This is a genomic window from Aeribacillus composti, assembly GCF_007827555.1.
Taxonomy (GTDB): Bacteria; Bacillota; Bacilli; order Bacillales; family Aeribacillaceae; genus Aeribacillus; species Aeribacillus composti.
The window spans coordinates 20,941-47,029 of sequence record NZ_VISS01000023.1; the positions used below are offsets into that span (position 1 = coordinate 20,941).

Consider the following 26,089-nt stretch of genomic DNA (forward strand, 5'->3'; position numbering starts at 1 on the left):
ATCCTTGGGATATAGTTTTTTCAATGTTTGCGAAAGGTTTAGAAGTTGAATAGATTTATGATGATTTCGAAAGGCTTCTGAACAGCTTGCTTCCGCCTCTGTAGCAGAAAAAGAAGCATCAGTTTCTGTTTAAGCTAGGCAGTGTGAATGGCTTTCTTTTTTCAGAAAGGAGCGTTTTCAAATGGATAATAAGAAAGCGGTCGTTGTGTTTAGCGGAGGACAAGACAGTACAACTTGTTTGTTTTGGGCGAAGAAACAATTTGATGAGGTGACCGCTGTCACGTTTCATTATAATCAGCGGCATGCACAGGAAATTGAAGCAGCGAAAAACATTGCGAACGAAGCCGGCATACCTCATTATGTGCTGGACATGTCCTTATTAAATCAAATGGCGCCGAATGCATTAACGCGTTCAAATATGGAAATTGAACAAAAGGAAGGAGAGCTTCCCAACACTTTTGTTCCGGGGAGGAATTTAGTTTTTTTGACATTTGCCGCCATTTTGGCGAAACAACTGGGAGCGAAACATATTGTGACAGGTGTATGTGAAACGGATTTCAGCGGCTATCCTGACTGCCGGGACGTGTTCGTAAAATCCTGCAATGTAACGATTAATTTAGCGATGGAAGAGGATTTTGTGATTCACACGCCGCTTATGTGGATCAATAAAGCGGAAACGTGGAAGTTTGCCGATGAGTTAGGGGTGTTCGATATCATTCGCGAAAAAACGTTGACGTGCTATAACGGCATTATTGGCGACGGATGCGGCGAATGTCCTGCTTGCTTATTGAGAAAAAGGGGATTGGAACAATATTTGGCTGAAAAAGGAGCTAATACGTGATGCTTCATCAATTTTATCCGCAAGTTTTTCATAGTTATAGTTATGAGCTGAATAAAGATATGCAAATATCTGCTGCACACTACATCCCGCATGAAAAAGCGGGGAAATGCGCCCGTGTACATGGCCACACGTATTTCGTCAATCTCACTATTTGCGGTGATCAGCTTGATGATTCAGGATTCCTTGTGAATTTTCAGCATTTAAAAAAATGGGTTCATGATCGATTTGACCATACGCTGCTCAATGACCATACGGATGTATTCAATGGTCAAAACAGCGAAGACTTTCCAACGACAGAAGTGGTTGCGCGGAAAATTTGGGAAATTGTCCAGGATCATTTAAATGTACTCCCGAATAAACCGAAATGCTTGCAGGTGTTTGTCAGAGAAACGCCGACAAGCTATGTTGTGTACCGCCCGAAAAGGGAGATGAAATAATGAAAAAAATACCGGTCATCGAGATTTTTGGACCGACCATTCAAGGGGAAGGAATGGTGATCGGACAAAAAACAATGTTTGTCCGAACGGCCGGTTGCGACTATTCATGCAGCTGGTGTGATTCAGCTTTTACGTGGAACGGTTCAGCAAAAGATGAAATTAAACAAATGACAGCAGCGGAAATTTTGGACGATCTTATTGAGCTTGGCGGCGATCGCTTCAATCACGTCACCATTTCGGGCGGAAATCCGGCATTGATTAGAGGATTGGATGAATTGATTATCCTTTTAAGGGAGCAAGGATTTCGCACTGCACTGGAGACACAGGGAAGTCGTTATCAAGATTGGTTTTTACTAATCGATGATTTAACTCTTTCTCCCAAGCCTCCTAGTTCAGGGATGAAAACGAACTTTACTGTGCTTGATGACATTATGAAGCGGCTGATCGATGGCGGACGGAAAGACAATGTTAGTCTAAAAGTTGTTGTTTTTAATGAGGAAGATTTTGATTACGCGAAAAACGTCCACCTTCGCTATCCAAATATTTCATTTTATTTGCAGCCTGGAAATGATCAAGTAAACGAACAAAATGATCACCTCCTGAGAAATCAGCTTTTAGAAAAATTAGAATGGCTGATCGAATTGACTGTTCAATCAAAAGAAATGAACGATGCTCGAGTTTTGCCGCAGCTTCATGCACTTGTTTGGGGAAACAAGCGCGGAGTGTAAATGAATAGGAAAGGATGAAAAAAGATGGCTGGAAGAAAAGATGATGAATTGAAAGATCTGACGCTGTTAGGCAACAAAAATACAAAATATTTATTTGAATACAGCCCAGAAGTGTTGGAAGTATTCGATAATAAACATCCAGACCGCGATTATTTCGTGAAGTTCAATTGTCCGGAGTTTACCAGCTTGTGTCAATAAGGGCACACTTCAGTGGCGACACTGTCGGATAAACCTTGTGAATTCAGGGGAAGAGGATAATGGAGTAAAAAGCGAAAATGGCAATTGTAATCGAATAAAAGAAAAACATGTTCTTGTCTCTTATTCCCATTATCTTTCCAACCCTGAGCCAAGCCTCAAATTTAAGGGAATCTTCTTCTTAAATTTGAGGAAGGTGCAGAGACTATCGAAATCACTCCAGCATGAAGCGAGTAAGAGTAGTGTTGGAGGAAGAGAGTAGAGTACACCAAGATGACAGCATATATTATCTTGGTGGAAGCGCAAGGGTTCTTATTCAATATCGCAGTTGAATAAGAATATGATATAGTCCACCTGTTTGTGAAAAACAGAGGCCAATCACCGGACAACCGGACTTCGCGACCATTTATATCAGCTATATTCCAGACAAAAAATGTGTGGAAAGCAAGTCGCTGAAGCTTTATTTGTTCAGCTTCCGCAACCACGGCGATTTCCATGAAGATTGTGTTAATATTATCATGAATGATTTAATCAAGATCATGGAGCCCCGCTACATCGAAGTATGGGGAAAATTTACGCCGCGCGGCGGTATTTCTATTGATCCTTATGTCAATTGGGGACGTCCTGGAACAAAATACGAGAAAATGGCGGAGTATCGTATGATGAACCATGATTTGTACCCGGAAAAAGTGGACAACCGATAAAGCAAGTCGCTTGAGGCGTTTTTTTGATAAAAGAACCTGCCGAAACTTGCGTTAATTGTAAAAAATTCTTGAAATGGCACTAAACTCTTTGATATAAGAAAAAGTAAAACGGAGCATTCAATTCTCCGTTTTACTTTCCGACAATTTTATAGTTTTTATGATTAACTACTGTTTTTTGTTCCAGATCCATTTCCCGAAAGTTTTCCATGTACGTAAGATCGACGATGACGGAATTTTCATTTACTTTTTCGACAATTCCTTTGAGACCGTCTTTAAATTCAATAACATCTCCAACTTCAGCAATTTTCATTTGTTCTCTCCTTTTTTATGGATTTTCAAATATTTTGCATGATTTCTTTAGAATTGTAAAGTTTTTTTGGACAATCGCAAAAAAATAGGTAAAAAGTTTCCATTGCTCGGTAGACTGTTTTTCATAGAAAAGGAGATGGTCGAGTTGACAAATCAAGAGATACAAGACATTTTAAACAAGCTTCGTGATGGAGAACTGGAAGAATATTGTGTATCAAAGGAAGATTTTATGGCGTTTCGCAAAGTACTGATCGAAAGGGAAGATTTTAAACATTTTCATGGAACAGCAAAACGCGGTGGCAGCATTGTTTACCGATATACAAAAGATCCAAGAAGCTGACCGATGTCAGCTTCTTAATTTTTGGCACATCTTCCTCTTAAAAACTGCTATTAAAGACTGTTCACTGTTCTTCCCGTGCCTTTACGGCATATTTCTTCAATTTTTTTAATGCTCCTTTTCTCCAATTTTTTACTTTGTTGACTGTGACATTTAGCTCCTCTGCAATTTCCTTCTGAGTTTTTCCTTCAAAAAAATACATGGTAAACCAAATTCGTTGAGCATCTGATAAAGCGGGGGCAATCCGTTCATATAAATCTCTTGCTTCAATGTCTGTATATGGAAAAAATTCCAATTTAGCAGCTATTATGTCATTCGCATGAAGAACATGCCTTTCTTTATATGTTTGTTTTTTCCTTAATTCTGTCATGAGCGAGCCTTTTATCGTTGCATAAGCATAAGTGGCAAACCGTCCTTTCTGTTCGTCATAATTGATGCTTGCTTTCCAGAGGGCGATCGCTGCTATTTGAAAAAACTCGTCTTGGTCTGTATAAATATTTAAAGTTTTCATAATGTGAAAAATTAAAGGGCGAAAAGCAGTTAGCATCTCTTCAAATGATTGATTCTTTTCCACGTGTGCGCATCCTTTCAAAGAGCGCGCTCTTTTTTTTCCGCGGTAATACAATCGTAAACGGTGTAAATCATTTGAGCGAATCATCATGATTAAGATGATACGCGTCCAATTGTCTGGGAAATTCAATTTTCTATATAGGAAAATGCAATTATTTCGTTTCAGCCTCCTCCGTTTTCACCATTTTTCTCATTATTTCTATAGAAGAAATTTAATTGAATAAATAAAAAGATGGCTTGAAAAAATAATGGAAAGAGGTGGGATGAATGAGCCGAATGTATAAGCAAAATTGGAAAAGAAAAGATTCAATTGAAAAATTGTTTGCTGTCTTCCGCAGTTCTACTGATTTTATTCAATATGACGTCAATACAAGCCATATCAAATATTGGATTTCATATTTTGAAACGTTAGTGGATGTAAATATATTAAATGAAAACATTTTAAAGCCGATTCACTCAAAATATTGGCAGTCATTAGAAGAACTAAAAAACATTTTACCGGTCAAAGATATTTTTTTAACCATTGATACGGATTTAATGAAGGAAAAGCTGTTGGAAGGCTTTGTTATGATTTCGCTAAGCGAATATGGATCTCCGTGCTTGCTCGTTAATGCAAAATTAAACAAAGCTAGAGAAGTTACACTCCCGGAAGTGGAATTTACGGTCATCGGTCCGAAAGAGGCGTTTGTTGAGTCCATTGAATCCAATATTAATTTAATTCGAAAACGATTGCCGATTGAAGAGCTGCGCATTCGGACTTTAAAAATTGGCAGGCTGACGCAAACGAGATTAGCGATCATCTATATAGAAGGCATAGCGGATGAGGAAAATGTATTTACGGTTTGGCAAAGAATTTCTAATATCCAAATTGATCAAGTGAATGATAGTTCGTACATTACGGAAATGATCTCTGACAATCATAATTCTCCCTTTCCTCAGCTGTTGGATACGGAAAGACCGGACCGTGTAGTTTCCATTTTGGCGGAAGGGAAAATAGCGGTCATTGTGGACGGCTCTCCCCATGTATTAATCGGTCCGACAACTCTTGTCGAATTTTTCGCATCGTTTGAAGATTATTTTTTAAATTGGATTTTGTCTTCCTTTTTCCGTATTATCCGCCTGTTTGCTGTCTCCTTTTCCATATTGGCAACACCGATTTATGTAGCTGTTTTAAATTATCATTATGAGTTAATTCCAACTGATTTACTAAACAATTTTGTCACATCCAGAAGGGAGGTCCCAGTTCCGCCTTTTTTAGAGGCGCTGTTTTTGGAAGGAACGATCGAATTGCTGCGTGAAGCGGGCGCCCGGCTGCCGACAAAGGTTGGACAAACGATCGGCATCGTCGGGGGGATTGTAATCGGAACAGCTAGTGTGGAAGCAGGTTTAACAAGCAATATTTTGCTCATCATTGTAGCGCTTGCTGCATTAGCATCATTTACAACACCTGTCTATAAAATGGGCAATACGATCAGGCTTTTGCGTTTTCCTTTTCTCATGTTTGCCGAAATGTACGGTCTTTTAGGAATCGTTTTATGCTTTTGTTTTTTAGCGACCCATCTTTTACGATTAACTTCTCTCGGACGTCCTTTTTTGGAGCCAATCTATCCTCCGAGAATTTCCGATTTAAAGGATGCATTCCTGCGTATGCCGTTTTCAATGATGAATGAACGTCCGAAACAGCTGCGGACGGAGCAGCCGAAGCGAATGGATGAAGAGAAATCGAGGGAAAATAAAGATATTGATGAATAACAGCGGAAGAGGAGGAATCCAACTTGGCGCAAATAGCAGAACGTCATAAAGTTTCCGCACCGCTCGTTTTTTATTTAGTGCACAGCACTCAATTCGGCATCGGTGTATTAGGTTTTCAAAAAAATGTCGTCAAGTATGCGGGACATGATTCATGGATTTCAGTTATTTTGATCGGTCTTATTGTTCATCTGTACATTTGGATGATCTATCAAATTTTGAAACGTTCAAGCGGAAGCTTAATGACACTGCAGCACGATTTGTTTGGAAAATGGGTCGGCAATGGATTGAACATTGTTTGGATCATCTATTTTTTTCTTGGAAGCTGCGCCATATTAATAGGATATATTGAAATTTTGAAGGTGTGGATGTTTGAAGATTTAAATATTTGGATTTATACCGCAATTTTTATGGGATTGCTTTATTACATTTTTAACGGTGGATTTCGGGTAGTAACCGGATTTGCTTTTTTTGGAGTGGTTCTGCCGCTTTGGATTTTTCTTACATTTTTAATTTTCCCGACTCGTTTTGCAGATCTTCAGCACCTCTTGCCAATTATGGATCATTCACCTCAGGAAATTTTCATGGGAACGATGCAGATGGTCATAACTGTTATTGGTTTTGAAACTCTTTTTTTGTATTACCCCTTTGTCAAAAATATTGACAAATCCCAAAAATGGGCTCATATTGGAAATTTATTTACAACCTGTTCCTATATCATCATCATGATTGTTTCGATCGTTTATTATTCTGCGGAAGAAGAAATATTGCGCAATAAATGGGCGACGCTAGCGATGTGGAAAATTGTTGAACTTCCTTTTGTTGAAAGATTCGAATATATCGGCATTGCTTCCTGGTCTCTCGTCATCTTGCCGAATATTTGCGTCATGTTGTGGAGCGCCAAAAGAGGTATAACAGAAATTTTTGGAATAACAGAAAAGAAGGCAATCATTTCTGTTCTGGTCGTCATGTTTTTTATAGTCAATGTCATTGTTGATAAAGAAGATATTCAATTATTAAATAAGATCATCAATACGTATGCTCTTGGTATTGTATTTTGCTATATTCCGGTTTTATACCTCATTACGTTTGTACGGGATTTATGGAAAAGGAGAACATAAACATGTGGAAAATTCTCTCCTTCATTATGTTGTTCATGCTGATGCTTTATGGATGTCTGGATAAAGAAATTATTGATGATGTCAATTTAGTGATGGTTATTGGATACGATGTCGGCGAAGGCAATAAAATTAAAGGAACCATTGTTGCTCCTGAATATAAAAAGGAGCAGCCGGTCGACAGCAAGGTGATGACGGTCGAATCAGATTTAAGCAGGGATCTGATTTCCGATTTGCAAAAGGAGTCGCCAGCCCCTCTAGTTTATGGAAAATTGCAATTTGCTCTTTACAGTGAAGACGTAGCAAAACAGGGAATTGAAAAATATGTCGACTCGCTTGAACGAGATGCAAGCGTCGGTTCAAAGGTCATTTTAGCGGTCTGCAAAGGTGAAGCGAAAAATTTGCTGGAAGGAAAATATGGACAACAGGGGACTGCCACGTACTTTCGTAATTTAGTGGAGCATAATATGCACCGGGAAAATTTGCCGATTATCAATTTACACACATATTTGCGCAACTTTCGCATGAAAGGAAAAGACCCTTCTTTACCTTTATTAGAAAAGAAAAACGACCATGTCAAAATAACTGGACTTGCCTTGTTTCAAAAGGACAAAATGGTTGGCGAAATCGAAAATGATCAGCTTTTTTATTTTAAGCTTCTTTCCGATCGATATGTTAAAGGAATTCATACGATCACAATGGATGATGGAAATAAAGCATCTATAGAAAGCATCCGTTCGAAAAGAAGAGCGAACATCGATGAAAAAAATCCGTTCCATTTAACGATAGAGCTGGAAATTGAAGGGTATCTACGCGAATATTCGGAAGGGACTGTTCGTCCGGAAATCTTAAAAAAAGCTGAAAAAGCGTTTGAAAAGGAAATTGTGAAGAACAGTATGGAGATGATCGATATGTTTAAAGAGAAAAACATTGATCCGGTTGGATTAGGAGAAGAAATTTTAAGCCATGCGAGAGGTTTAAGAAAAGTGAAAAATTGGAGGGATATTTATTCCAAGATGGAAGTCGATGTGCATGCGGATGTAAAAATTACTGAAACTGGTGTGGTGCAATAATTCTAAATATTTGATTGCTTCGTTTTGCCAATGAAACGAGAAACCGAAATAACAAAGGCTGACTAAAAATTTTCCTCCCTCTTCCGATCCTCTGTCATGTTTTTGAACTTGTCTCATATGCATGAAATAAGAAAAGAGGGAGGAAAAATGAAAACTTTTTTTAAGGGAGCTCTGCTTTTAATCGTTGCTTCGTTTCTAGGGGAATGCTTTGATTTTATGATTAACATGGTATTGACGCGGGAACTTGGTGAAGAAGGCATCGGCCACTATATGTCGATCATGCCTATTATGTTTTTCATTATCGTGTTAGCAAGCTTTGAATTGCCGATATCTATTTCAAAATATGTGGCGGAAACTGAAAAGCCGTACCATTGGCCAATGTTGAAATATGCTTTTCGCCTAACTTTGTGGATCAGCATTTGCTTCAGCTTAATTGTTTTTTTGCTGTTTCCTGCTCTTCCGCCGCTAAAAAGCTATCATCCTTCCGTTACGGTTTTATTTGTACTGCTTGTTCCGATGATTTCTTTTTCCTCTATTGCTAGAGGCTATTTAATGGGCACGCAGCAAATGGGGAAAATTGCATTTGCAAATGGATTTCGCAAGCTTGTTCAGCTTATTCTGCTCATTTTGCTGTTCAACCTGTTTGAATTTTCTCCTGAAATGTCTGTCATTGCAGGGTTAAGCTCATTTATTGCAAGCGAAGCCGTTATTGTTCTTTATTTGCTTACCGTTTATGTCTATCAGGCGCAAGAACTAAAAAAAAGCACGCTCGCTTCATCCAAAACAGCTTTGATCCGGCGGAGTTTATTTCGTGTCTCTGTTCCGACGACAATTTTGCGCATTTTTCATTCTATGACACATGCGATTCAGCCGTTTTTAATCAAATATGCATTAATGGCAGCAGGTGTTTCGGAGGTTGGAGCGACAGAACAGTTCGGTCTGCTTTCCGGAGTTGCGATGACGATCGGCTTTTTTCCAGCGTTTATCGCTCATGCACTGTTAACGATTTTGATCCCAACTGTATCAGAAGCGTTTGCTAAAGGAAACCAGGAACTTTTAAAGAAGCTTTTGCAGCAATCGCTCGGAATGACAATGCTTTACGGAATACCTGCGATTGTGATTATGTTTGCTTTTGCTGAGCCGCTTACAAGTTTGTTTGTCAACGGAACTACTGCAACACTTTTTTTAAAGCTTTTATGGCCGTACTTTTTTACCCACTTTTTGATCATTCCGCTGCAAGCGTATTTGATCGGTCTGAATTTAATAAAGGATGCTTTGTTTCATACGGTTTGGGCGCATTTTATCTCGTTTGTCGTCATCTTTTTGCTTGGATCGCAGCCAGAATGGCAAATGTCAGGAGTTATTATCGGGCTCAATGCAGGAGGATTGCTGCAATTGTTAATGCATTATATGACAATATGCCAAAAAATCGGCATTGGCTATTGGTCGCTGAAGGAAAAACGTGTTCATTAAGATTTTCCGGGTTGTCTCTACTGTGATCTATCGCAGCAATAAAGTATGAAATAGCGAAAGTCATCATTTTTCCATCATTGAATGGAAAAAAATAGTGCTCTCATGAAGGGGGAAGCGTTTTGAAAAAAACAGCTGCCTTACTTTTTCATTTTCTGCTTATATCATGTGTGTTTTTTGGATGTCAAGAGAGCGATTTGAAACAAGAAAATGCACCGAGCAAAACAACCATGAAAGAAATAATAACGAAAGAAAATTCGAAAGTGCCCGCTAACAATTTTGTTTTGCCAACAACTGACGGCAAGATGGTAAAACTTTCGGATTTTAAAGGGAAAAAGGTCGTGATCAATTTTTGGACGACGTGGTGCCCTCCATGTAAGGAAGAATTGCCTGAGCTTCAACGTTTTTATGAACAAGCGGATTCTGAGCACGTCGCGTTTTTAGGAATTAACATTACTTCAGAAGAAGGGGGAAAAGAAGAAGTAAAGTCTTTTTTATCAAAGAGCGGATTTGATTTTCCTGTGCTTTTTGATGAAAAAGGCGAAGTCATGAAATTATACAAGGTTATGGTCATTCCCACTACTTTTATAATCGATGAACAAGGACAGGTGTTTAAAAAAATCATTGGTCCCGTAACAACCGAACAATTAAAACGTTTAACCGATTTGTAAAGCACAGCGAAGCTTCTGTGCTTTTTCTTTTTTAAAAAATAGAATTTTAATGCTTAACATATGAATCGACCGATTTTCCAACCAACGTTTTTGATCTGTAAAAAACCGTGATTGAGAATGATAATAATTATTAATATTAATTATTAATTTAAAATTAATATAATTATTACTTGAAAAAAATAATTGTTGATATATAATATACATATAGATGTTGATATTTTAATAGTTTTTTTACTAGTCGCCAAGAATAGCATATGGAATTCAATAGAAGTGAAGCTGAATTTTATTCTCAGTTAGGAGGTTGTAAGTGAGAATGGAAGCAAAGATGTTTCATAATACGGAATTATTTCAAGGGTTGAAACAGCATGTTGAAATGATTGCGGCCATTGTGTCAGGTGTTCTCATTTTTTTCGCTTGGCTGCTTAGCATAGATGATTTCAACATCATATCAACGATTTTATTTATTTTCGCATTCGTTATTGGGGGATTTGCCAAAGCTAAAGAGGGAATTGAAGAAACGATCCGCGAAGGCAAGTTGAATGTAGAGCTGCTGATGGTTTTTGCTGCTATCGGTTCGGCAATAATCGGCCATTGGCTTGAAGGAGCGATTTTAATTTTTATTTTTGCCCTAAGCGGCGCATTAGAAACGTATACAATGAACAAAACAAACAAGGAGATCTCTTCATTGATGGAATTGCAGCCTGAAGAAGCGCTGCTTTTAGTAGATGGACGGGAAGAAAAAGTGCATGTTTCCACTTTATCGATTGGAGATTTGATCATTGTGAAGCCCGGGGACCGCATTCCGGTGGATGGCCAGCTCATAAATGGTCATACGACAGTGGATGAATCAGCTATAACGGGCGAATCCATCCCGGTTGAGAAAGAGCCTGGAAGTGAAGTGTATGCAGGGACTGTAAACGTAAATGGATCGATCACCGTTCGCGTAACGAAAAAAGCATCGGAAACGCTTTTTCAAAAAATTATTGAACTGGTGCAAAACGCCCAATCTGAAAAATCTCCGTCCCAGCAATTTATTGAAAAATTTGAAGGAACGTATGTAAAAGGTGTGCTTATTGCAGTGGCTGTTTTGATGTTTGCTCCTCCATTTTTATTAGGCTGGAGCTTTCAGGAAGCTTTTTACAGATCGATGGTGTTTATGGTAGTGGCTTCCCCGTGCGCGCTCGTCGCCTCGATCATGCCGGCGACGTTATCCGCTATTTCTAACGGGGCAAGAAACGGCATTTTGTTTAAAGGGGGCGTACATTTAGAGCGTCTTAATAAAATTCGGGCGGTCGCGTTTGATAAAACGGGAACTTTGACAAAAGGCGAGCCGATCGTCACGGACGTAATCGTACGCCCAGACATCGAAAAAACAGAGCTGTTACAAGCAGTTTATAATATTGAGCGGCAATCCTCCCATCCTCTTGCCAAAGCTATTACAGCTTATATTCAGGAAAATGTAAAAGGACTGAAAGATGAATGGGTATCAGTGGATGAACATTCAGGGTTTGGAGTTTCTGCTTCTTGGAACGGGCAGAAAATATTCGTTGGGAAAGCTGTGTTTGTCGGAAAAGAAGAGGCTGAACAATTTCAAAACTCTGTTTCCAAGAAATTATACAAACAAGGGAAAACGGTTGTTTATGTTAAAGACGAAAAAGGAATTGCCGCAAGCATCGCTTTAAAAGATGTACTTAGACCTGATATGAAAAATTTGATGGATGAATTGAAAAGCAAAGGCATCTATACGGTGATGCTGACGGGCGATACGAAAGCGTCAGCTGAAGCCATTGCTAAAGAGGCATCCGTTGATGAATTTCACGGTGAATGTCTGCCTGAAAGCAAAGTTGACCGAATAAAGCAGTTGAATAAACAATTCGGCGTAACGGCGATGATCGGCGACGGTATCAATGACGCACCAGCTTTAAAAACAGCATCTGTCGGTATAGCAATGGGGGAGGGAACGGATGTTGCTTTGGAAACAGCAGATGTTGTATTAATGAAAAACGATTTAACGAAATTGATCAAAGCGATCGAATTGTCGCAAAAAATGAACAAAATTGTGAAACAAAATATTGCCTTTTCTCTATCGGTCATCGCCCTTCTCATATGTGCTAATTTCCTTCAAGTCATTGACTTGCCGTTCGGAGTCATTGGCCATGAAGGAAGCACCATACTTGTCATTTTAAATGGATTGCGGCTATTAAGATCATAAATAAGAAGAATAACAAGGCGGATTAAGCTATATGATCCGCCTTTTATTTTCTTTTAAAAAGTCATTTGGTTCAGAGTCATCGGGTCGTTTCGTTACAATTATGTATGCAGCTACAATAAAAATGAATCCAACCACCCACCCGATTACCGAACTGTAATAATACACATCAATTAACATCATGCCGATTATGGGTGACGAAAATGCCGCCAAGCAGAGGATCGGGACGATATTTCTTTTGATAAATGTCACAAAAAATACACTCCTTAACTCCCCCGATTGCTTTACCATTATTATTATACTAGAATGGTTTTATTTATAAAATATTCCGAGAAAAATGTAAACAACATTTAAAATAACTTTGAAGGTGAAAAATCCTCCACATTTCTTATTGATATGAATGTTCTTTTCGCTTAAAATGATATTTCATTGAATGGACACAATAGAGAGGAAGAACATCATGTGGAGAAAATGGATTGTTTTATTTTTTGGTTTGCTTGCATTATTTTTCGGATGGGAGCTTTGGCAAAAAGATGATTCAGCCGTAAACAATCGGTTGGAAGCCAAAGTAATTGATGTCGTCGATGGTGATACGATGAAAGTCATCGTCAACAATAAAAAAGAAACAATCCGACTTCTTCTTGTCGATACTCCTGAATCTGTACACCCAACGAAGCCTGTGCAGCCATTTGCAATCGAAGCAAGCAATTTTGCAAAAGAAATGCTGTCAGACAAAAAAGTTGAATTAGAGCTTGGCGTTAGAGAACGTGACAAGTATGGAAGATTACTTGTTTATTTATATATAAACGGACAAATGTTTAATGAAATGCTGCTTGAAAACGGGCTAGCCCGCGTCGCATACGTTCATCAGCCAAATACAAAATATGTAGACCGTTTTTTGGATGTTCAAAAAAAAGCCCAGCACAAAGAAATCGGAATCTGGAGTATAGAAAACTATGTTACAAACGATGGATTTAATGATAAGATTGGACAAGACGACAAAAAAGAGGGCTGCGACATAAAAGGAAACATTAATTCAAAAGGTGAAAAAATATACCATATGCCTGGCAGCAGGCACTATTATATAACAAAACCAGAAATGATGTTTTGTACAGAGGAGGAAGCAAAAGAAGCCGGATTTCGAAAAGCTGAATAACGAGAAAATCATTTAAGCGGGAAAATTTTTTGATATAATACATTTTATAAAACATGAGATGGCAGCAATTATTGAACTGCATAATGAGGTGATGGAATGAAACGAATAGCTGTATTAACGTCTGGCGGAGATTCTCCGGGGATGAATGCTGGAATACGTGCAGTTGTAAGAAAAGGGATATTTCATGGGTTGGAAGTTTATGGAGTATACCATGGATATCAAGGATTAATTAACGGTGACATAAAAAAATTAGAGCTTGGCTCTGTAGGGGACATTATTCACCGCGGCGGCACGATTCTCCAATCGTCGCGCTCTGAACAATTTAAAACAGAAGAAGGACAGCTTCTTGCGATTCAACAATTAAAATCATTTGAAATTGAAGGTCTTGTTGTAATTGGCGGAGACGGATCATACCGAGGGGCTTTGAAGCTGACGGAAAAAGGCTTCCCTTGCATTGGATTGCCTGGAACGATCGATAACGATATTCCAGGAACAGATTTCACGATCGGATTTGATACAGCACTGAATACGGTTGTAAGGGCAATGGACCAAATTAGGGACACAGCGCAATCCCATGAGCGGATTTTTATAATCGAAGTGATGGGGCGGCATGCTGGTGATATAGCGCTTTGGGCAGGAGTAGCTGGAGGCGCTGAAACGATCTTAATCCCTGAAAGATCGTTTGACTTAGATGATATTGTCAAGCGGTTGGAGCATGGTGTTGAACGCGGGAAAAAACATTCCATTATTGCGTTAGCTGAAGGAGTTATGAGCGCATCAAAACTTGCCGATATTTTAAAGGAAAAATACGGCATTGAGACGCGAGTATCGGTATTAGGACATATTCAGCGCGGCGGCTCTCCAACTGGATTTGATAGAGTTCTTGCTTCCAGAATGGGAGCGAGAGCAGTTGAGCTTCTGTTAGAAGGAAAAGGCGGAAGAGCAGTCGGAATACAGAAAAACCAAATCGTTGATCATGATATTGAAGAGATATTGAAAGAAAAGAGCGAACCAATCGGAGAATTATATACGTTGTCAAAACAGCTTTCTATTTAAAAAGAGCGGACACCGCTCTTTTATTTTTTCATCCGTTCCGTTTTGTGATACACAATAGTTTTGCATTTACGAAGTCTCCTTTTTAATGGGGTTTGACCACTTTCATAATAAGAGAGCACTTCGTAAATGCTTTTTTAATTTTGATGAAATTCATTACCCTAACATTTAGTTTTATCCAAATAAAATATTGACGAAACCAAAGAGATTCCGTTTATTGGAAATGATCAAAACGGCATCAACAGCCGTTGTTGTCTGCAACGACAGGGCTCCGTTTTCATTTCTTTTTTTCACCTTTTTTACATATTTGCTGCCCCTCTTTTTTCATTTCTTTATATAAAGAAGGTGAAAGGAGGTGCGAGCAATGGCTGAGGTTCAACCGGTCAAATCACAATTGCGTCTTGTTTTTGAAGAAGGTTTTGATCATTCCGGCAAGCCGCTGTATCGCTATAAAAATTACAGCAATATTAAAACGTCAGCTAGTGCAGATGATTTGCTTAGAGCAGCCCAAGCAATTGCCAGTCTTCAAAAAATGCCGCTTGCCAAAGTGGAACGAAACGATACGCATCAAATTAATGCATAAGTAATCTGGGGGTGAAAAAATGTCTAAATCGCTCGATCTTCTTTTTGCCAATACGGAAGGAAAGACAGTCAGAATTAATGTTGATGAACCTAAGGATTCATTAACAGCAGAGCAAATTGGTCAAGCTATGGAAACAATCATTCAATCAAATGTTTTTACTTCTTCTGGGGGTTCGCTCGTTTCAAAAAAAGGAGCCAGAATTATTGAGCAAACGGTGACAGAATATACGATGAGCTGACGGAAGCGGCCTGTTTCCGGTTCGGGAACAGGCCGGATTTCAGATGCCATAAAGGGAGGGATTGGTTTGCACGATTGGCTGTCGTTTATCAGCGATGTCGGTTTTCCTATTGTTGTGACGCTCTATTTGCTTCACCGGATTGAAGGCAAGCTTGATGACCTAAACCATTCGATTCAAATGATCCCGGTTTATTTGACACAAAAAGAAAATTAATCTCTCTCGATTGATAGCAATCAAACTGTAAAAAGTTTGGTTGCTATATTTTTTTAATGTAATGTAAAAAAAATGAAATAATTTATATTTTTCCTTGTTTTACTAATCTCCATATTGGAATGATCGCTTTGATTTCAGAAAAACCTTTTGATATTAAACCTTTTGTAACAAGGAAATAATCTGTATGTATAGACCTTTACATGTTTTTTTGATAGTATAAATGGCAGACTAAACGAATGGAGTTAGTGGAAGGTGGAAGTTTATCAAAATTTAAAAAAGGGTGAACGGGGAGCATGGATTAGCATTGCAGCCTATATTTTGTTGACCGTTGTAAAGATAGCGGTCGGATATTTTTTTCATTCGGAAGCTTTAATGGCTGACGGACTGAACAACGGGACTGATGTAATTGCTTCGATCGCGGTTTTAGTCGGATTAAAAATATCGCAGCGTCCTCCTGACCAAGATCATCACTATGGACATTTTCGGGCAGAAACCATTGCGTCTTTAATTGCATCATTGATTATGGTCATGGTTGGTTTTGAAGTTCTTACTGAAGGAGCAAAATCAATCATAAACCCGAAAACAGAATCACCTGATTTGATCGCGGCATGGACGGCTATCGGCTCAGCAATCGTCATGTTTTCCGTTTATTTATTTAATGTAAGACTTGCGAAAAAAATAAAAAGTCAAGCGCTCATGGCAGCAGCTATGGACAATCGATCCGATGCATATGTCAGTGTCGGAACATTCCTAGGGATTTTGGCGGCGCAATTTCATATCGCATGGATGGACACAGTTGTTGCGATGATCATCGGAGTGCTTATTTGCAAAACTGCTTGGGATATCTTCAAAGAAGCGGTTCATTCCTTAACGGACGGATTTTCAGAGAAGGAGTTAGACAAATATAAAGAAACAATTAACAATATACCCGGGGTTCAATCGCTTGAAGATATTAAAGCCAGATATGTCGGAAGCACCGTATATGTTGATGTTGTCATTAAAGTTCATTCTAATTTAAATGTCGTTGAAAGCCATGCGATTTGTGATGAAGTGGAAAGAAGGCTGACGGAAGAATTTAATATTACGAACGTACATGTGCATATAGAACCTTTAAAAGGCGACAGTTGAAAAAACGGACTCTTCATTTTTGGAAAGGAAAGTATGAACTGCCGAGAAAGATGAAAAAACTAAATTTTCTATTTCCATTTTAGATGCCTCACCCCCAGTCTTAGGTGTTCGATTGTAAATTTTTTCTTGCTTTTGCTGAGTGCAAAATGCATTGACCTCCCCGTTCTTTTTTTGTACGATTATATAGATTTCTGGTAAAGGAGCGTCTTTTTAAACATGGGGTCCTTTAAAGTAAAAAAGGTGTTGAATAATAATGTATTAATAGCTGGCCACGACACCTTTCAGGAAGTCGTCTTGATTGGAAAAGGAATCGGTTTCGGAAAAAAAAGGGGGGAGCTGATTTCCAACGAAACAGTTGAAAAGATATTTGTGCTGAAAAACGAACAAGAACAGGAACAATATAAAAAACTTCTTCCTTATACAAACGAGAAGATGATAGAAGTTGTTTCAGACTGTATTGCCCACATTTCAAAGAAAGTCGGACTTCCTCTGAATGAACATATTCATATAGCTTTAACAGACCATATTACGTTCGCAATTAAGAGGATCGAGCAGGGGATGGACATCAAAAACCCTTTTTTATCAGAGACTGAAGTGCTTTATCCGAAAGAATATAATATTGCTAGTGAAGTGGTGTCCATTATTGAAGATAAGCTGAAAATCAAGCTGCCCAAAGGTGAGATCGGTTTCATCGCTCTCCACATTCACAGCGCCATAACGCATAAATCAATTTCTGAAGTGAACCGCCATTCTCAGCTTATTGCTCAGTTAATCGAAGTTGCAGAAGATTCCTTAAACATCCAGCTTGATAAAGAAAGCTTTAATTATTTGCGGCTTGTAAGGCATCTTCAGGCAACAATTGAAAGGGTTCTCAAAGAGGAAAAAACGGAAGAACCAGAAGAATTAGCTTTATTGTTGAAAAAAAAATATCCTCTATGCTATAATGTTGCATGGAAAATGATTAAAATGATGCAGCAAGTATTGAAAAAACAAATTGATGAAGCAGAAGCTGTTTATTTAACGATGCATTTATATCGAATAGCAAAAAAAGAATAAATTTTGCGCACGTGTTACTGATTCGATCAGGCATGAGTGAGCAAGGTGTACTGTATAGGGATTTGTTTTCGTACAGTTGACGCCTTGTTTCACCATGCCTTTTTTGTTTTTTCTAATACATCGATTATTCTTGCTGCATTTGTCAAATGATAATTATAAGGAGGTCATGTTATGTTTAAATCAATTTTCGGTGTTTTACAAAAAATAGGACGCGCGCTTATGCTGCCGGTAGCGCTTCTTCCTGCAGCAGGTATTTTGCTTGCATTTGGTAATGCTATGCAAAATCCGGATTTAACAGATAGAATTCCTGCTTTAACGAACGACTGGATCGTGCTTATCGCAAGCGTCATGGAGCAAGCTGGGCAAATAGTATTCTCCAACCTGCCGTTGTTATTTGCAGTCGGCGTTGCGATCGGTCTTGCAAACGGCGATGGAGTTGCAGGGATTGCAGCAGTCATCGGCTACTTAATTATGAATGTTACAATGAACGGTATTTTAACAGGTTTGGGTCAAATGCCTAAAGATATTAGTTCTGATCCAGCATTTGCAAACGTTCTCGGAATTGAGACTTTGCAAACAGGTGTGTTTGGCGGGATCATAGTAGGTATCATAGCTGCTTATATGTACAACAAATATTATAAAATTGAGCTTCCGCAATATTTAGGATTTTTTGCCGGAAAGCGGTTTGTTCCAATTGTGACAGCTGCGTCCGCTGTTCTATTAGGGATTGCGATGTACTTTATTTGGCCGCCGATCCAAGGGGCATTAAACCAGTTTTCTCAAGGAATACTTGAGACGAACAAAACGCTCGCCGCTTTTATTTTCGGTGTGATTGAACGTTCATTGATTCCGTTTGGATTACATCATATTTTCTATGCTCCTTTTTGGTATGAATTTGGTTCTTATGTAAACGAAGCAGGGCACGTTGTTCGCGGCGATCAGGCCATTTTCTTTGCCCAAATCAAGGACGGTGTGGAATTGACAGCTGGAACGTTTATGACAGGTAAATTTCCGTTTATGATGTTCGGTCTCCCTGCCGCAGCACTCGCTATTTATCACGAAGCCAAACCCGAGAATAAAAAAGTGGTCGCAGGGATTATGGGTTCTGCCGCGTTAACATCGTTTTTAACAGGAATTACAGAACCGATTGAATTCAGCTTTTTGTTTGTAGCACCGCTTTTGTTTGCGATTCATGCGATATTTGCAGGACTATCCTTTATGGTCATGCATATTTTACATGTTAAAATTGGAATGACTTTTTCAGGCGGAGTGATCGACTTTATATTATTTGGCGTCCTTCCGAATCGAACAGCTTGGTGGCTCGTTATCCCAGTTGGGCTTGTATTTGCGGTCATTTACTATTTCGGTTTCCGATTTGCCATCCGAAAATTCAACCTGAAAACTCCTGGACGGGAAGATGCAAGTGTTGAAACGTCTGATGATGAGCAGGAGAGCGAAAAAGCCGGAGATCTTCCATATAACATTTTAGAGGCGCTTGGCGGAAATGAAAATATTCAGCACCTTGATGCATGTATCACAAGGCTGCGCGTATCTGTTCATGATCAAAAGAAAGTTGATAAAGAACGCTTGAAAAAGCTCGGCGCTTCAGGTGTTTTAGAAGTGGGCAACAACATCCAGGCAATTTTTGGCCCTAAATCGGACAATTTAAAAACTCAAATACAAGACATCATGAATGGAAGAACTCCAAGAGCAGAAAAAGTTCATTCTCCAGAGCAGGAAGTTAAAGAACAAGTGGAAAATGTTATGCCGGAAGAATTACAAAGCGAAAGCTTAACATTTTCATCGCCTATGACAGGTACTCTTCATCCGATTACAGAAGTACCGGATCAAGTATTCTCTGGAAAAATGATGGGAGATGGGATTGCTATTGTACCTGAAGAAGGTATCGTCGTCTCTCCTGTTAACGGTAAAGTGTTAAATGTATTTCCAACGAAACATGCTATTAGCTTGCAGTCTGATTCTGGCCATGAAATATTGATCCATTTTGGTATTGATACAGTAAAATTGAAAGGAAAAGGATTTGACATTTTCGTTTCAGAAGGCGATACTGTAAAATTGGGTGACAAACTTCTTGAAGTGGATCTTGAATATGTTAAAAATCATTCTCCTTCTATTATGACGCCGATTGTCTTCACTAATTTAAAAGAAGGTGAAGCAATTGAATTGAAAAAAGTAGGCAAAGTAAACAAGGGCGAAGAAAACATTATTGCCATTCGGTAGCAGTTAGTAAACCGGCCTTGTTTAAATCGGACAAGGCTGGTTTCACAAATAATTGATTATCAGCTTGCACAACTCGACATGCACTGATAAAATTTTTAAAGAAAATAGCAGAAAGGATTTGATGCAAATGGCTGAAAAAACATTCAACATTACCGCTGACACAGGAATTCACGCAAGACCTGCGACTATATTAGTGCAAACGGCAAGCAAATTTGAAGCCGACATTAATTTGGAATACAATGGAAAAACAGTAAACTTAAAATCTATTATGGGAGTTATGTCATTAGGTATTCCAAAAGGAGCAACCATTAAAGTTACAGCATCAGGTGCTGATGAAAATGATGCACTTCAAGCGATTGAAGAGACAATCAAAAAAGAAGGGTTAGGCGAATAATGATACAGCTATCTGGGATTGCAGCATCAAACGGTATCGCTATTGCGAAGGCATACCGTCTAGAAGAGCCGGATTTAACCGTATCAAAAAAAGAAATACAAAATATTCGAGCAGAAATTGAGCGTTTTGAACAATCTGTCGAAAGCGCCAAAGCAGAGCTCGAGGTAATTAAAAACAGCACAGAAGAAAGGCTTGGTGCGGATAAAGCAGCGATTTTTGAAGCGCATTTGCTCGTTTTGAACGATCCTGAGCTGTTAAATCCAGTCAAAGAGAAAATCGAAAACGAAGCTGTAAACGCTGAATTTGCAATGAGGGAAACAGCTGATCAATTTATTGCGATGTTCGAAGCGATGGAAAATGAGTATATGCGCGAGCGAGCAGCGGATATTCGGGATGTCACGAAAAGGGTTATAGCCCATTTATTAGGCGTTCAAATCCCAAATCCAAGTTTAATTAATGAAGAAGTCATTATTGTTGCAGAAGATTTAACACCCTCTGATACTGCGCAATTAAACAAAAATTTTGTTAAAGCATTTACAACTGATATTGGAGGAAGAACATCCCATTCTGCGATCATGGCTCGTTCTATGGAAATCCCTGCTGTTGTCGGAACAAAGGAAGCTACCGCCAAAATTGAAAGCGGTGCTTTAGTCATTGTTGATGGGATTGAAGGACAAGTAATCATAAATCCAAGTGAAGATTGTATTGCCGAATATGAAAAGAAAAGAGAAAAATATGAAGAGCAAAAAGCGGAATGGGCTAAATTAAAAGACGAGCCGACGTTGTCGAAGGATGGACATCGTGTCGAGCTTGCCGCTAATATTGGCACGCCTAATGACGTACAAGGTGTTCTTGACAACGGCGGTGAAGGAATAGGTCTCTACCGTACGGAATTTTTATACATGGGACGAGACCAAATGCCTACAGAAGAAGAACAATTTGAAGCATATAAAACAGTTCTTGAGAGAATGGAAGGAAAACCTGTTGTTGTCCGTACATTGGATATCGGCGGGGACAAAGAGCTTCCTTACTTGAATCTTCCAAAGGAGCTGAATCCTTTTCTTGGATTCCGCGCCATCCGCCTTTGTTTAGAAAAGCAAGATATTTTTCGGACACAGCTTAAAGCGCTGCTTCGCGCAAGCAAATATGGAAACTTAAAAATCATGTTTCCAATGATTGCGACAATCGATGAATTCCATCAAGCGAAAGCTATTCTGCTCGAAGAAAAAGAAAAACTTGTTCAAGCAGGTATTGAAGTAGCTGATGATATCGAAGTTGGAATAATGGTTGAAATTCCATCAACTGCTGTTATGGCGGATCAATTTGCCAAAGTGGTTGATTTCTTCAGCATTGGAACAAATGATTTAATTCAATATACAATGGCAGCAGACCGGATGAATGAACGGGTTTCATATTTGTATCAACCGTATAATCCGGCCATCCTCCGATTAATTTCCATTGTGATCGATGCAGCTCATAAAGAAGGAAAATGGGTTGGAATGTGCGGAGAAATGGCAGGAGACCCGATTGCTATACCGCTTCTGCTTGGACTTGGATTAGATGAATTTTCCATGAGCGCAACATCTATTTTACCTGCGCGTTCACAAATTAAAAAGCTTTCAAAACAGGAAGCAGAAAGCTTTAAAGAAAAAGTTCTTTCTATGCAAACAACGGAAGAAGTCGTTTCTTTTGTTAAAAAAACGTTCCAAATATAAAAGGTACGGAGCCGATCAGTTTCATCTGAATCGGCTCCTTTTTTTGATGAGCCGATTTATTTACGGAAGGTGAATATAAAAGAATTTCGGCTCTAAGTAAAATGGAATATGAAAAACGCAGAGCATCAGCATTTTTTGATTTTACATCCGCTTTATTATCCCGATAAAGTCCATCAAAATATAAAAATGATTTGCAGCGAGCGTATAGCTAATTTGATGCAAACGATAGAAAGCAAAACACAGCAGCTGCAGTTCATAAAAAGCTTTTTGTAGTTTGAGCAACTAAAACGACGGGGTATCACGATATAAATTAGGAAAGTTTGCAAATGCAAAAATTTGAAGCCCTCGATATCCGAATCTCTTCTTGTTACTTTCCTCCAATTTGCTAAAACTTTTTTTCTTTTTCACAGCCGGCACCGCTACGGCTGTATCTTTTTTTAGAAGAAACACATGCAGCCTATGCTTTTTTTATGCAAGATCGCTCCCAAAAACAAAGCCAATTGGAAATATGAAAAAGATAATTAGTTTCATTTTGTAAAAAGATAAATCAGATTGCCGATATATACATTAGAAAACGTATAAGTTTTCTTAATTATTTTTATTAAATAAAGATTTATGTAGGAGATGGAACAAATGTTTAAAAAGCTTCAGTGGAAATTGACAGCGCTCATCACCATATTGTTAATTTTTTCACTTTTGGTTGTTTTTTTCACGTCTGATTATTTTGTTCAAAAGAACATTAAATCAGATGCGTTTCATACGGGGCAATCGATTGTTAAGCAAGCGAAAAAGAACCTGCTTTTACAGATGCAGGAATATGAAAGAATTTTGCTGCTTTTCAGCAATGAACCGGAAATCGCACAGCTGCTTGAAAAAAATGACGATCAATCTTTACAGTCCGTAAAGGAAACGTTTCAATCATTTTTAAGCGCTAATCAATTGGTCCGGTCTGTCTATGTAGCCAACACTAAGACTCTTGTTGCTGCAGAACCTGAGTTAAACTTAAAGGAAGATTTGATAATCAATTCACGACCTTGGTATAAAAGCGCTGTAACAAGTCCAAACTTTGTTTCGTGGTCAGAGCCTTATCGTGATGGGGAAAAAGGAGAATATGTTGTTACCGCCTCAAAGGCCATTACAAAGGATGGGGTGTTGCTTGGCGTTATTGGAATTGATATTAATTTAACAACGTTTAATGAATTTGTTAAGCAAGTGGAAGCTGGCTTTGGAGGGTATACATTCCTGCTTGATAGAAATGGAGTTGCCATCGCTCATCCGAAAATGACCGGAAAAAATTTATATAAAAACAACGGTCTTATGGCAGCGATTAAAAACCAAAAACGTGGTATAGCTTCTATAAAAGAAAATGGAAAAGATTCAACCATTATTTTTGAAACGATCACGGAACTAAATTGGAAAATCGGTGTAGTCTATTCGGATGCAAATCTGGAGCAAACAGCCCGCACAATCCGGAGCATTAACGTTTCCATTATTATTGCTGCATTGATTGTGGCATTTTTCATCACTAGTTTTGTTTCGAGAAGCATTTCAAAGCCGATTTTGCTTTTGGCTAAAAACGCCGACAAAATGGCTGAAGGGGATTTATCCGGAACATTAACAGTGAAAAATAAAGATGAAATCGGGAAATTGGCTAATAGCTTTACGAAGATGACCGATAACATCCGACAAATTCTCCTCGATCTGGACGGATCCGTGAAGAAGCTGCAGCAATCTGCTCAAACATTAAACGTGGTTTCGGAAGAAGCTACTGCGTCAAGTGAGGAAATTTCCGTTGCAATTGAGGAAATTGCAAAAGGCTCAGGTGAGCAGGCAAACAGTACGGAAATTATAAACGGACAAATCAAACAATTAGAAGATTGTATTCAACAAGTAAACAATGATGTAAAAAATGTCGAAAATTTATCTTACGAATCACAAAATGCCAGCTATAATGGTTTAGAAAAGCTAAATGAGCTTCAAATAAAATCAAATGAGGCTGACAAAGAATCTGAGATGGTCCAATCCGTACTACAAAATCTTGTAGATCGAGTTGAAAAAATTTCTGATATCGTGTCGACCATTTCCAAAATTTCAGATCAGACGAACTTGCTCGCTTTAAATGCAAGTATTGAAGCAGCAAGAGCAGGTGAATCAGGTAAAGGATTTGCAGTTGTCGCTGAGGAAGTAAGAAACCTTGCTGAACAATCGGCAAAAGCGACAGAAAACATTAAAAATATGATTGAAGGAATCCAAATTGAAACGAAAAATGCCTACGATGCAATGAGTCGTTCGAAGAAAATTCATGAAGAACAAAACAAAGCTGTTCAAGTGACAGGCAATGCGTTTCATGAAATTGCAATTAAAATGGAAGATTTGCTTAATGCCATTAAATCAACATTAAATGCGATCGATCGGATGAATGAGCAAAAAGAAACAGTCGTCGAATCGATTGAAAATATTTCTGCAGTAACCCAGCAGCTAGCTGCCTCTGCGGAAGAAGTCAGTGCAACAACGAACGAGCAAGTCAAAGCATTCTCAATGGTTGCGGAAAAAGCGGAATCGTTAAGCGAAGAAAGCAACCGCTTAAAAGGCTTAGTAGAACGCTTTAAGTTATAAAAAATATGCAGGGGGTGTCTAATAAGTCGTTTTTACGGCTTATTGACGCCCCCATTAATGTTTTAGAAACGTTGATATATCGGTGTTTATGATTTTTTGTTTTCAATAGGGATTTGACTTTCTGGACAGCTCCTTCTTCATTTTTGATTTGAATGCAATTCACCTAGATGAGCAGGCAGATAAGAAAATCATAACAGTTGATGTCAAGAAAAAGCATGGGTTTAAAGCTCCCTTTGAGATTTGAATTTTGGACATACTACTGCGTGAAAGAAGACAAGCTTAAACGCACCTTCGCAAGCCGCCTTTGACAGTGTTGAGCAAACAAAAGAAGCTCTATGCCGTTTAAAAATTCAGAATGGGAGTAAAACGAAAGTTCCCACATTTTGATAAGATCATGATAAGATGAAAGAAAAGGTGAAAGGATGGAATGTCAATGGATTTCGGTTTCAAAGGTAAAACAGCACTTGTTTTGGCATCAAGTCAAGGATTAGGTAAAGCGATTGCAACAAGGCTTGTGGAAGAAGGAGCCGACGTGATGATCACAAGCCGAAATGAAGAAAAGCTAATAGACGTGGCAAATCAATTAAATGCGCTTGGAAAAGGAAAAGCAGCCTTTATTAAAACAGACATTACTTCAAAAGAGGAAATTAGCAGGCTAATTAATCAGACAATAAAAGAGTTTGGCAAAATTGATTTACTCGTTAACAACGCTGGCGGTCCCCCTGCAGGAGGATTTGAGCAAATGACTGATGAAGATTGGCAAAATGCTTTTGAATTAAACTTGCTCAGCTATATCCGTACCATTCGCGAGGTTCTTCCGCATATGAAACAAAGAGGAGGGAAAATCGTAAATATTGCTTCTTCTTCCGTGAAGGAGCCGATCCCGGGTTTAATTTTATCCAACACGTTTCGCTTAGGAATTGTGGGGCTGACGAAAACGTTAGCAACAGAATTTGCAAAGTACAATATTTTAATTAACACGGCATCACCCGGCAGAATTGCAACAGAACGGATTGATCAATTGGAAGAATGGAATGCAGCGAAACTCGGTATTCCGAAAGAAGAGATCAAGAACAAATATTTGGAAGCGATTCCTCTCAATCGCTACGGAGAACCGAATGAATTTGCGAACTATGTGCTGTTTCTTCTGTCTGACTTGAATACATATATGACTGGACAAACCTTTTTGATTGACGGCGGTTTAGTAAAGTCCATTTAATCGGGTGTGCACTGAAAGCTGAAATGCAAGCGTTTCATAGCAGAACAGTTTCATTACTAAGCCGTA

The 26,089-nt window shown here is 38.7% G+C and carries 25 protein-coding genes and 2 pseudogenes; 24 read left to right on the plus strand and 3 right to left on the minus strand.

Translation table 11 applies throughout. From position 1 onward, the window contains the following. Positions 1-142: 142 nt before the first annotated feature. From queC to queF, 5 genes and pseudogenes are all read left to right on the plus strand, one after another. Positions 143-841, plus strand: a pseudogene (queC, locus tag FB379_RS12390) (7-cyano-7-deazaguanine synthase QueC); the annotation flags it as partial. Continuing rightward, positions 841-1,278, plus strand: a complete 438-nt coding sequence (queD, locus tag FB379_RS12395; protein ID WP_063389356.1) for a 6-carboxytetrahydropterin synthase QueD — start codon at positions 841-843, stop codon at positions 1,276-1,278. The pseudogene queC and the gene queD, both read left to right, overlap by 1 nt. After that, a complete protein-coding gene (gene queE / locus FB379_RS12400; protein WP_066247946.1) occupies positions 1,278-2,006 on the plus strand; it encodes a 7-carboxy-7-deazaguanine synthase QueE in 729 nt (242 codons plus the stop codon). Before queD ends, queE begins: the two co-directional genes overlap by 1 nt. 24 nt (positions 2,007-2,030) lie before the next feature. Beyond that, a complete protein-coding gene (locus FB379_RS12405; RefSeq protein ID WP_375338788.1) occupies positions 2,031-2,204 on the plus strand; it encodes a tunnelling fold family protein in 174 nt (57 codons plus the stop codon). Positions 2,205-2,575: 371 nt separating this feature from the next. Next, a pseudogene (queF, locus tag FB379_RS12410) lies at positions 2,576-2,905 on the plus strand (preQ(1) synthase); the annotation flags it as partial. Positions 2,906-3,035: 130 nt separating this feature from the next. Here queF and FB379_RS12415 read toward each other — a convergent pair. After that, positions 3,036-3,215 (minus strand): YkvS family protein, encoded by a 180-nt coding sequence (locus tag FB379_RS12415; RefSeq protein WP_063389354.1) that lies wholly within the window; start codon positions 3,213-3,215, stop codon positions 3,036-3,038. A gap of 135 nt (positions 3,216-3,350) precedes the next feature. Between FB379_RS12415 and FB379_RS12420 the strand changes: the two genes are divergently transcribed. Beyond that, positions 3,351-3,554 carry a hypothetical protein gene (locus tag FB379_RS12420; protein ID WP_063389456.1) on the plus strand — a complete coding sequence of 68 codons (204 nt, stop codon included), beginning with the start codon at positions 3,351-3,353 and terminating at the stop codon, positions 3,552-3,554. 61 nt (positions 3,555-3,615) lie between these two features. Here FB379_RS12420 and FB379_RS12425 read toward each other — a convergent pair whose 3' ends face one another. Continuing rightward, positions 3,616-4,125, minus strand: coding sequence for a sigma-70 family RNA polymerase sigma factor (locus tag FB379_RS12425; RefSeq protein ID WP_063389353.1), 510 nt, complete (start codon positions 4,123-4,125; stop codon positions 3,616-3,618). A 263-nt stretch (positions 4,126-4,388) separates the two neighbouring features. On the opposite strand from FB379_RS12425, the gene FB379_RS12430 reads away from it, so the two are divergent. The 6 genes from FB379_RS12430 (at position 4,389) to FB379_RS12455 (ending at position 12,414) form a co-directional block, all read left to right on the plus strand. Next, positions 4,389-5,873, plus strand: a complete 1,485-nt coding sequence (locus FB379_RS12430) for a spore germination protein (RefSeq protein WP_082829433.1) — start codon at positions 4,389-4,391, stop codon at positions 5,871-5,873. Positions 5,874-5,896: 23 nt separating this feature from the next. After that, positions 5,897-6,991, plus strand: coding sequence for a GerAB/ArcD/ProY family transporter (locus tag FB379_RS12435; protein WP_158640195.1), 1,095 nt, complete (start codon positions 5,897-5,899; stop codon positions 6,989-6,991). Positions 6,992-6,993: 2 nt separating this feature from the next. Beyond that, positions 6,994-8,061, plus strand: a complete 1,068-nt coding sequence (locus FB379_RS12440) for a Ger(x)C family spore germination protein (RefSeq protein WP_158640196.1) — start codon at positions 6,994-6,996, stop codon at positions 8,059-8,061. Positions 8,062-8,208: 147 nt separating this feature from the next. Further along, entirely contained in the window at positions 8,209-9,534 is a 1,326-nt protein-coding gene (locus tag FB379_RS12445; protein WP_066247952.1) for an oligosaccharide flippase family protein, read from the plus strand. 119 nt (positions 9,535-9,653) lie between these two features. Then, positions 9,654-10,202, plus strand: a complete 549-nt coding sequence (locus tag FB379_RS12450; protein WP_066247954.1) for a TlpA disulfide reductase family protein — start codon at positions 9,654-9,656, stop codon at positions 10,200-10,202. 313 nt (positions 10,203-10,515) lie between these two features. Continuing rightward, the gene (locus FB379_RS12455) at positions 10,516-12,414 is read left to right on the plus strand and encodes a heavy metal translocating P-type ATPase (protein WP_144598132.1); all 1,899 of its coding nucleotides are present in this window, start codon (positions 10,516-10,518) and stop codon (positions 12,412-12,414) included. 27 nt (positions 12,415-12,441) lie between these two features. Here FB379_RS12455 and FB379_RS12460 read toward each other — a convergent pair whose 3' ends face one another. Then, positions 12,442-12,663: a hypothetical protein gene (locus FB379_RS12460; protein WP_082829436.1), complete on the minus strand. Its 222-nt coding sequence runs from the start codon at positions 12,661-12,663 to the stop codon at positions 12,442-12,444. A gap of 208 nt (positions 12,664-12,871) precedes the next feature. Here FB379_RS12460 and FB379_RS12465 point away from each other — a divergent pair, with 208 nt between their 5' ends. The 12 genes from FB379_RS12465 (at position 12,872) to FB379_RS12520 (ending at position 26,023) form a co-directional block, all read left to right on the plus strand. After that, a complete protein-coding gene (locus FB379_RS12465) occupies positions 12,872-13,567 on the plus strand; it encodes a thermonuclease family protein (RefSeq protein WP_063389346.1) in 696 nt (231 codons plus the stop codon). A gap of 96 nt (positions 13,568-13,663) precedes the next feature. Further along, positions 13,664-14,623 carry a 6-phosphofructokinase gene (gene pfkA, locus FB379_RS12470; protein ID WP_066247956.1) on the plus strand — a complete coding sequence of 320 codons (960 nt, stop codon included), beginning with the start codon at positions 13,664-13,666 and terminating at the stop codon, positions 14,621-14,623. A 361-nt stretch (positions 14,624-14,984) separates the two neighbouring features. Then, the gene (locus FB379_RS12475; RefSeq protein WP_063389344.1) at positions 14,985-15,203 is read left to right on the plus strand and encodes a DUF1659 domain-containing protein; all 219 of its coding nucleotides are present in this window, start codon (positions 14,985-14,987) and stop codon (positions 15,201-15,203) included. A gap of 19 nt (positions 15,204-15,222) precedes the next feature. Further along, on the plus strand, positions 15,223-15,441 hold the full coding sequence (locus tag FB379_RS12480) for a DUF2922 domain-containing protein (RefSeq protein WP_063389343.1): 219 nt from the start codon (positions 15,223-15,225) through the stop codon (positions 15,439-15,441). Positions 15,442-15,507: 66 nt separating this feature from the next. Further along, positions 15,508-15,654, plus strand: coding sequence for a YvrJ family protein (locus FB379_RS12485; RefSeq protein WP_063389342.1), 147 nt, complete (start codon positions 15,508-15,510; stop codon positions 15,652-15,654). A gap of 252 nt (positions 15,655-15,906) precedes the next feature. Next, positions 15,907-16,782: a cation diffusion facilitator family transporter gene (locus FB379_RS12490; RefSeq protein WP_063389341.1), complete on the plus strand. Its 876-nt coding sequence runs from the start codon at positions 15,907-15,909 to the stop codon at positions 16,780-16,782. A 216-nt stretch (positions 16,783-16,998) separates the two neighbouring features. Further along, positions 16,999-17,838, plus strand: coding sequence for a glucose PTS transporter transcription antiterminator GlcT (gene glcT, locus FB379_RS12495; RefSeq protein ID WP_063389340.1), 840 nt, complete (start codon positions 16,999-17,001; stop codon positions 17,836-17,838). Between the two features lie 171 nt (positions 17,839-18,009). Next, the gene (gene ptsG / locus FB379_RS12500; RefSeq protein ID WP_144598122.1) at positions 18,010-20,079 is read left to right on the plus strand and encodes a glucose-specific PTS transporter subunit IIBC; all 2,070 of its coding nucleotides are present in this window, start codon (positions 18,010-18,012) and stop codon (positions 20,077-20,079) included. A 127-nt stretch (positions 20,080-20,206) separates the two neighbouring features. Then, positions 20,207-20,473, plus strand: coding sequence for a phosphocarrier protein HPr (locus FB379_RS12505; protein ID WP_063389338.1), 267 nt, complete (start codon positions 20,207-20,209; stop codon positions 20,471-20,473). After that, positions 20,473-22,188: a phosphoenolpyruvate--protein phosphotransferase gene (gene ptsP, locus FB379_RS12510; protein ID WP_144598123.1), complete on the plus strand. Its 1,716-nt coding sequence runs from the start codon at positions 20,473-20,475 to the stop codon at positions 22,186-22,188. Before FB379_RS12505 ends, ptsP begins: the two co-directional genes overlap by 1 nt. 633 nt (positions 22,189-22,821) lie before the next feature. Beyond that, positions 22,822-24,804: a methyl-accepting chemotaxis protein gene (locus FB379_RS12515; RefSeq protein WP_158640197.1), complete on the plus strand. Its 1,983-nt coding sequence runs from the start codon at positions 22,822-22,824 to the stop codon at positions 24,802-24,804. Positions 24,805-25,237: 433 nt separating this feature from the next. Then, positions 25,238-26,023, plus strand: a complete 786-nt coding sequence (locus FB379_RS12520; protein WP_130158864.1) for an SDR family oxidoreductase — start codon at positions 25,238-25,240, stop codon at positions 26,021-26,023. Positions 26,024-26,089: the final 66 nt, after the last annotated feature.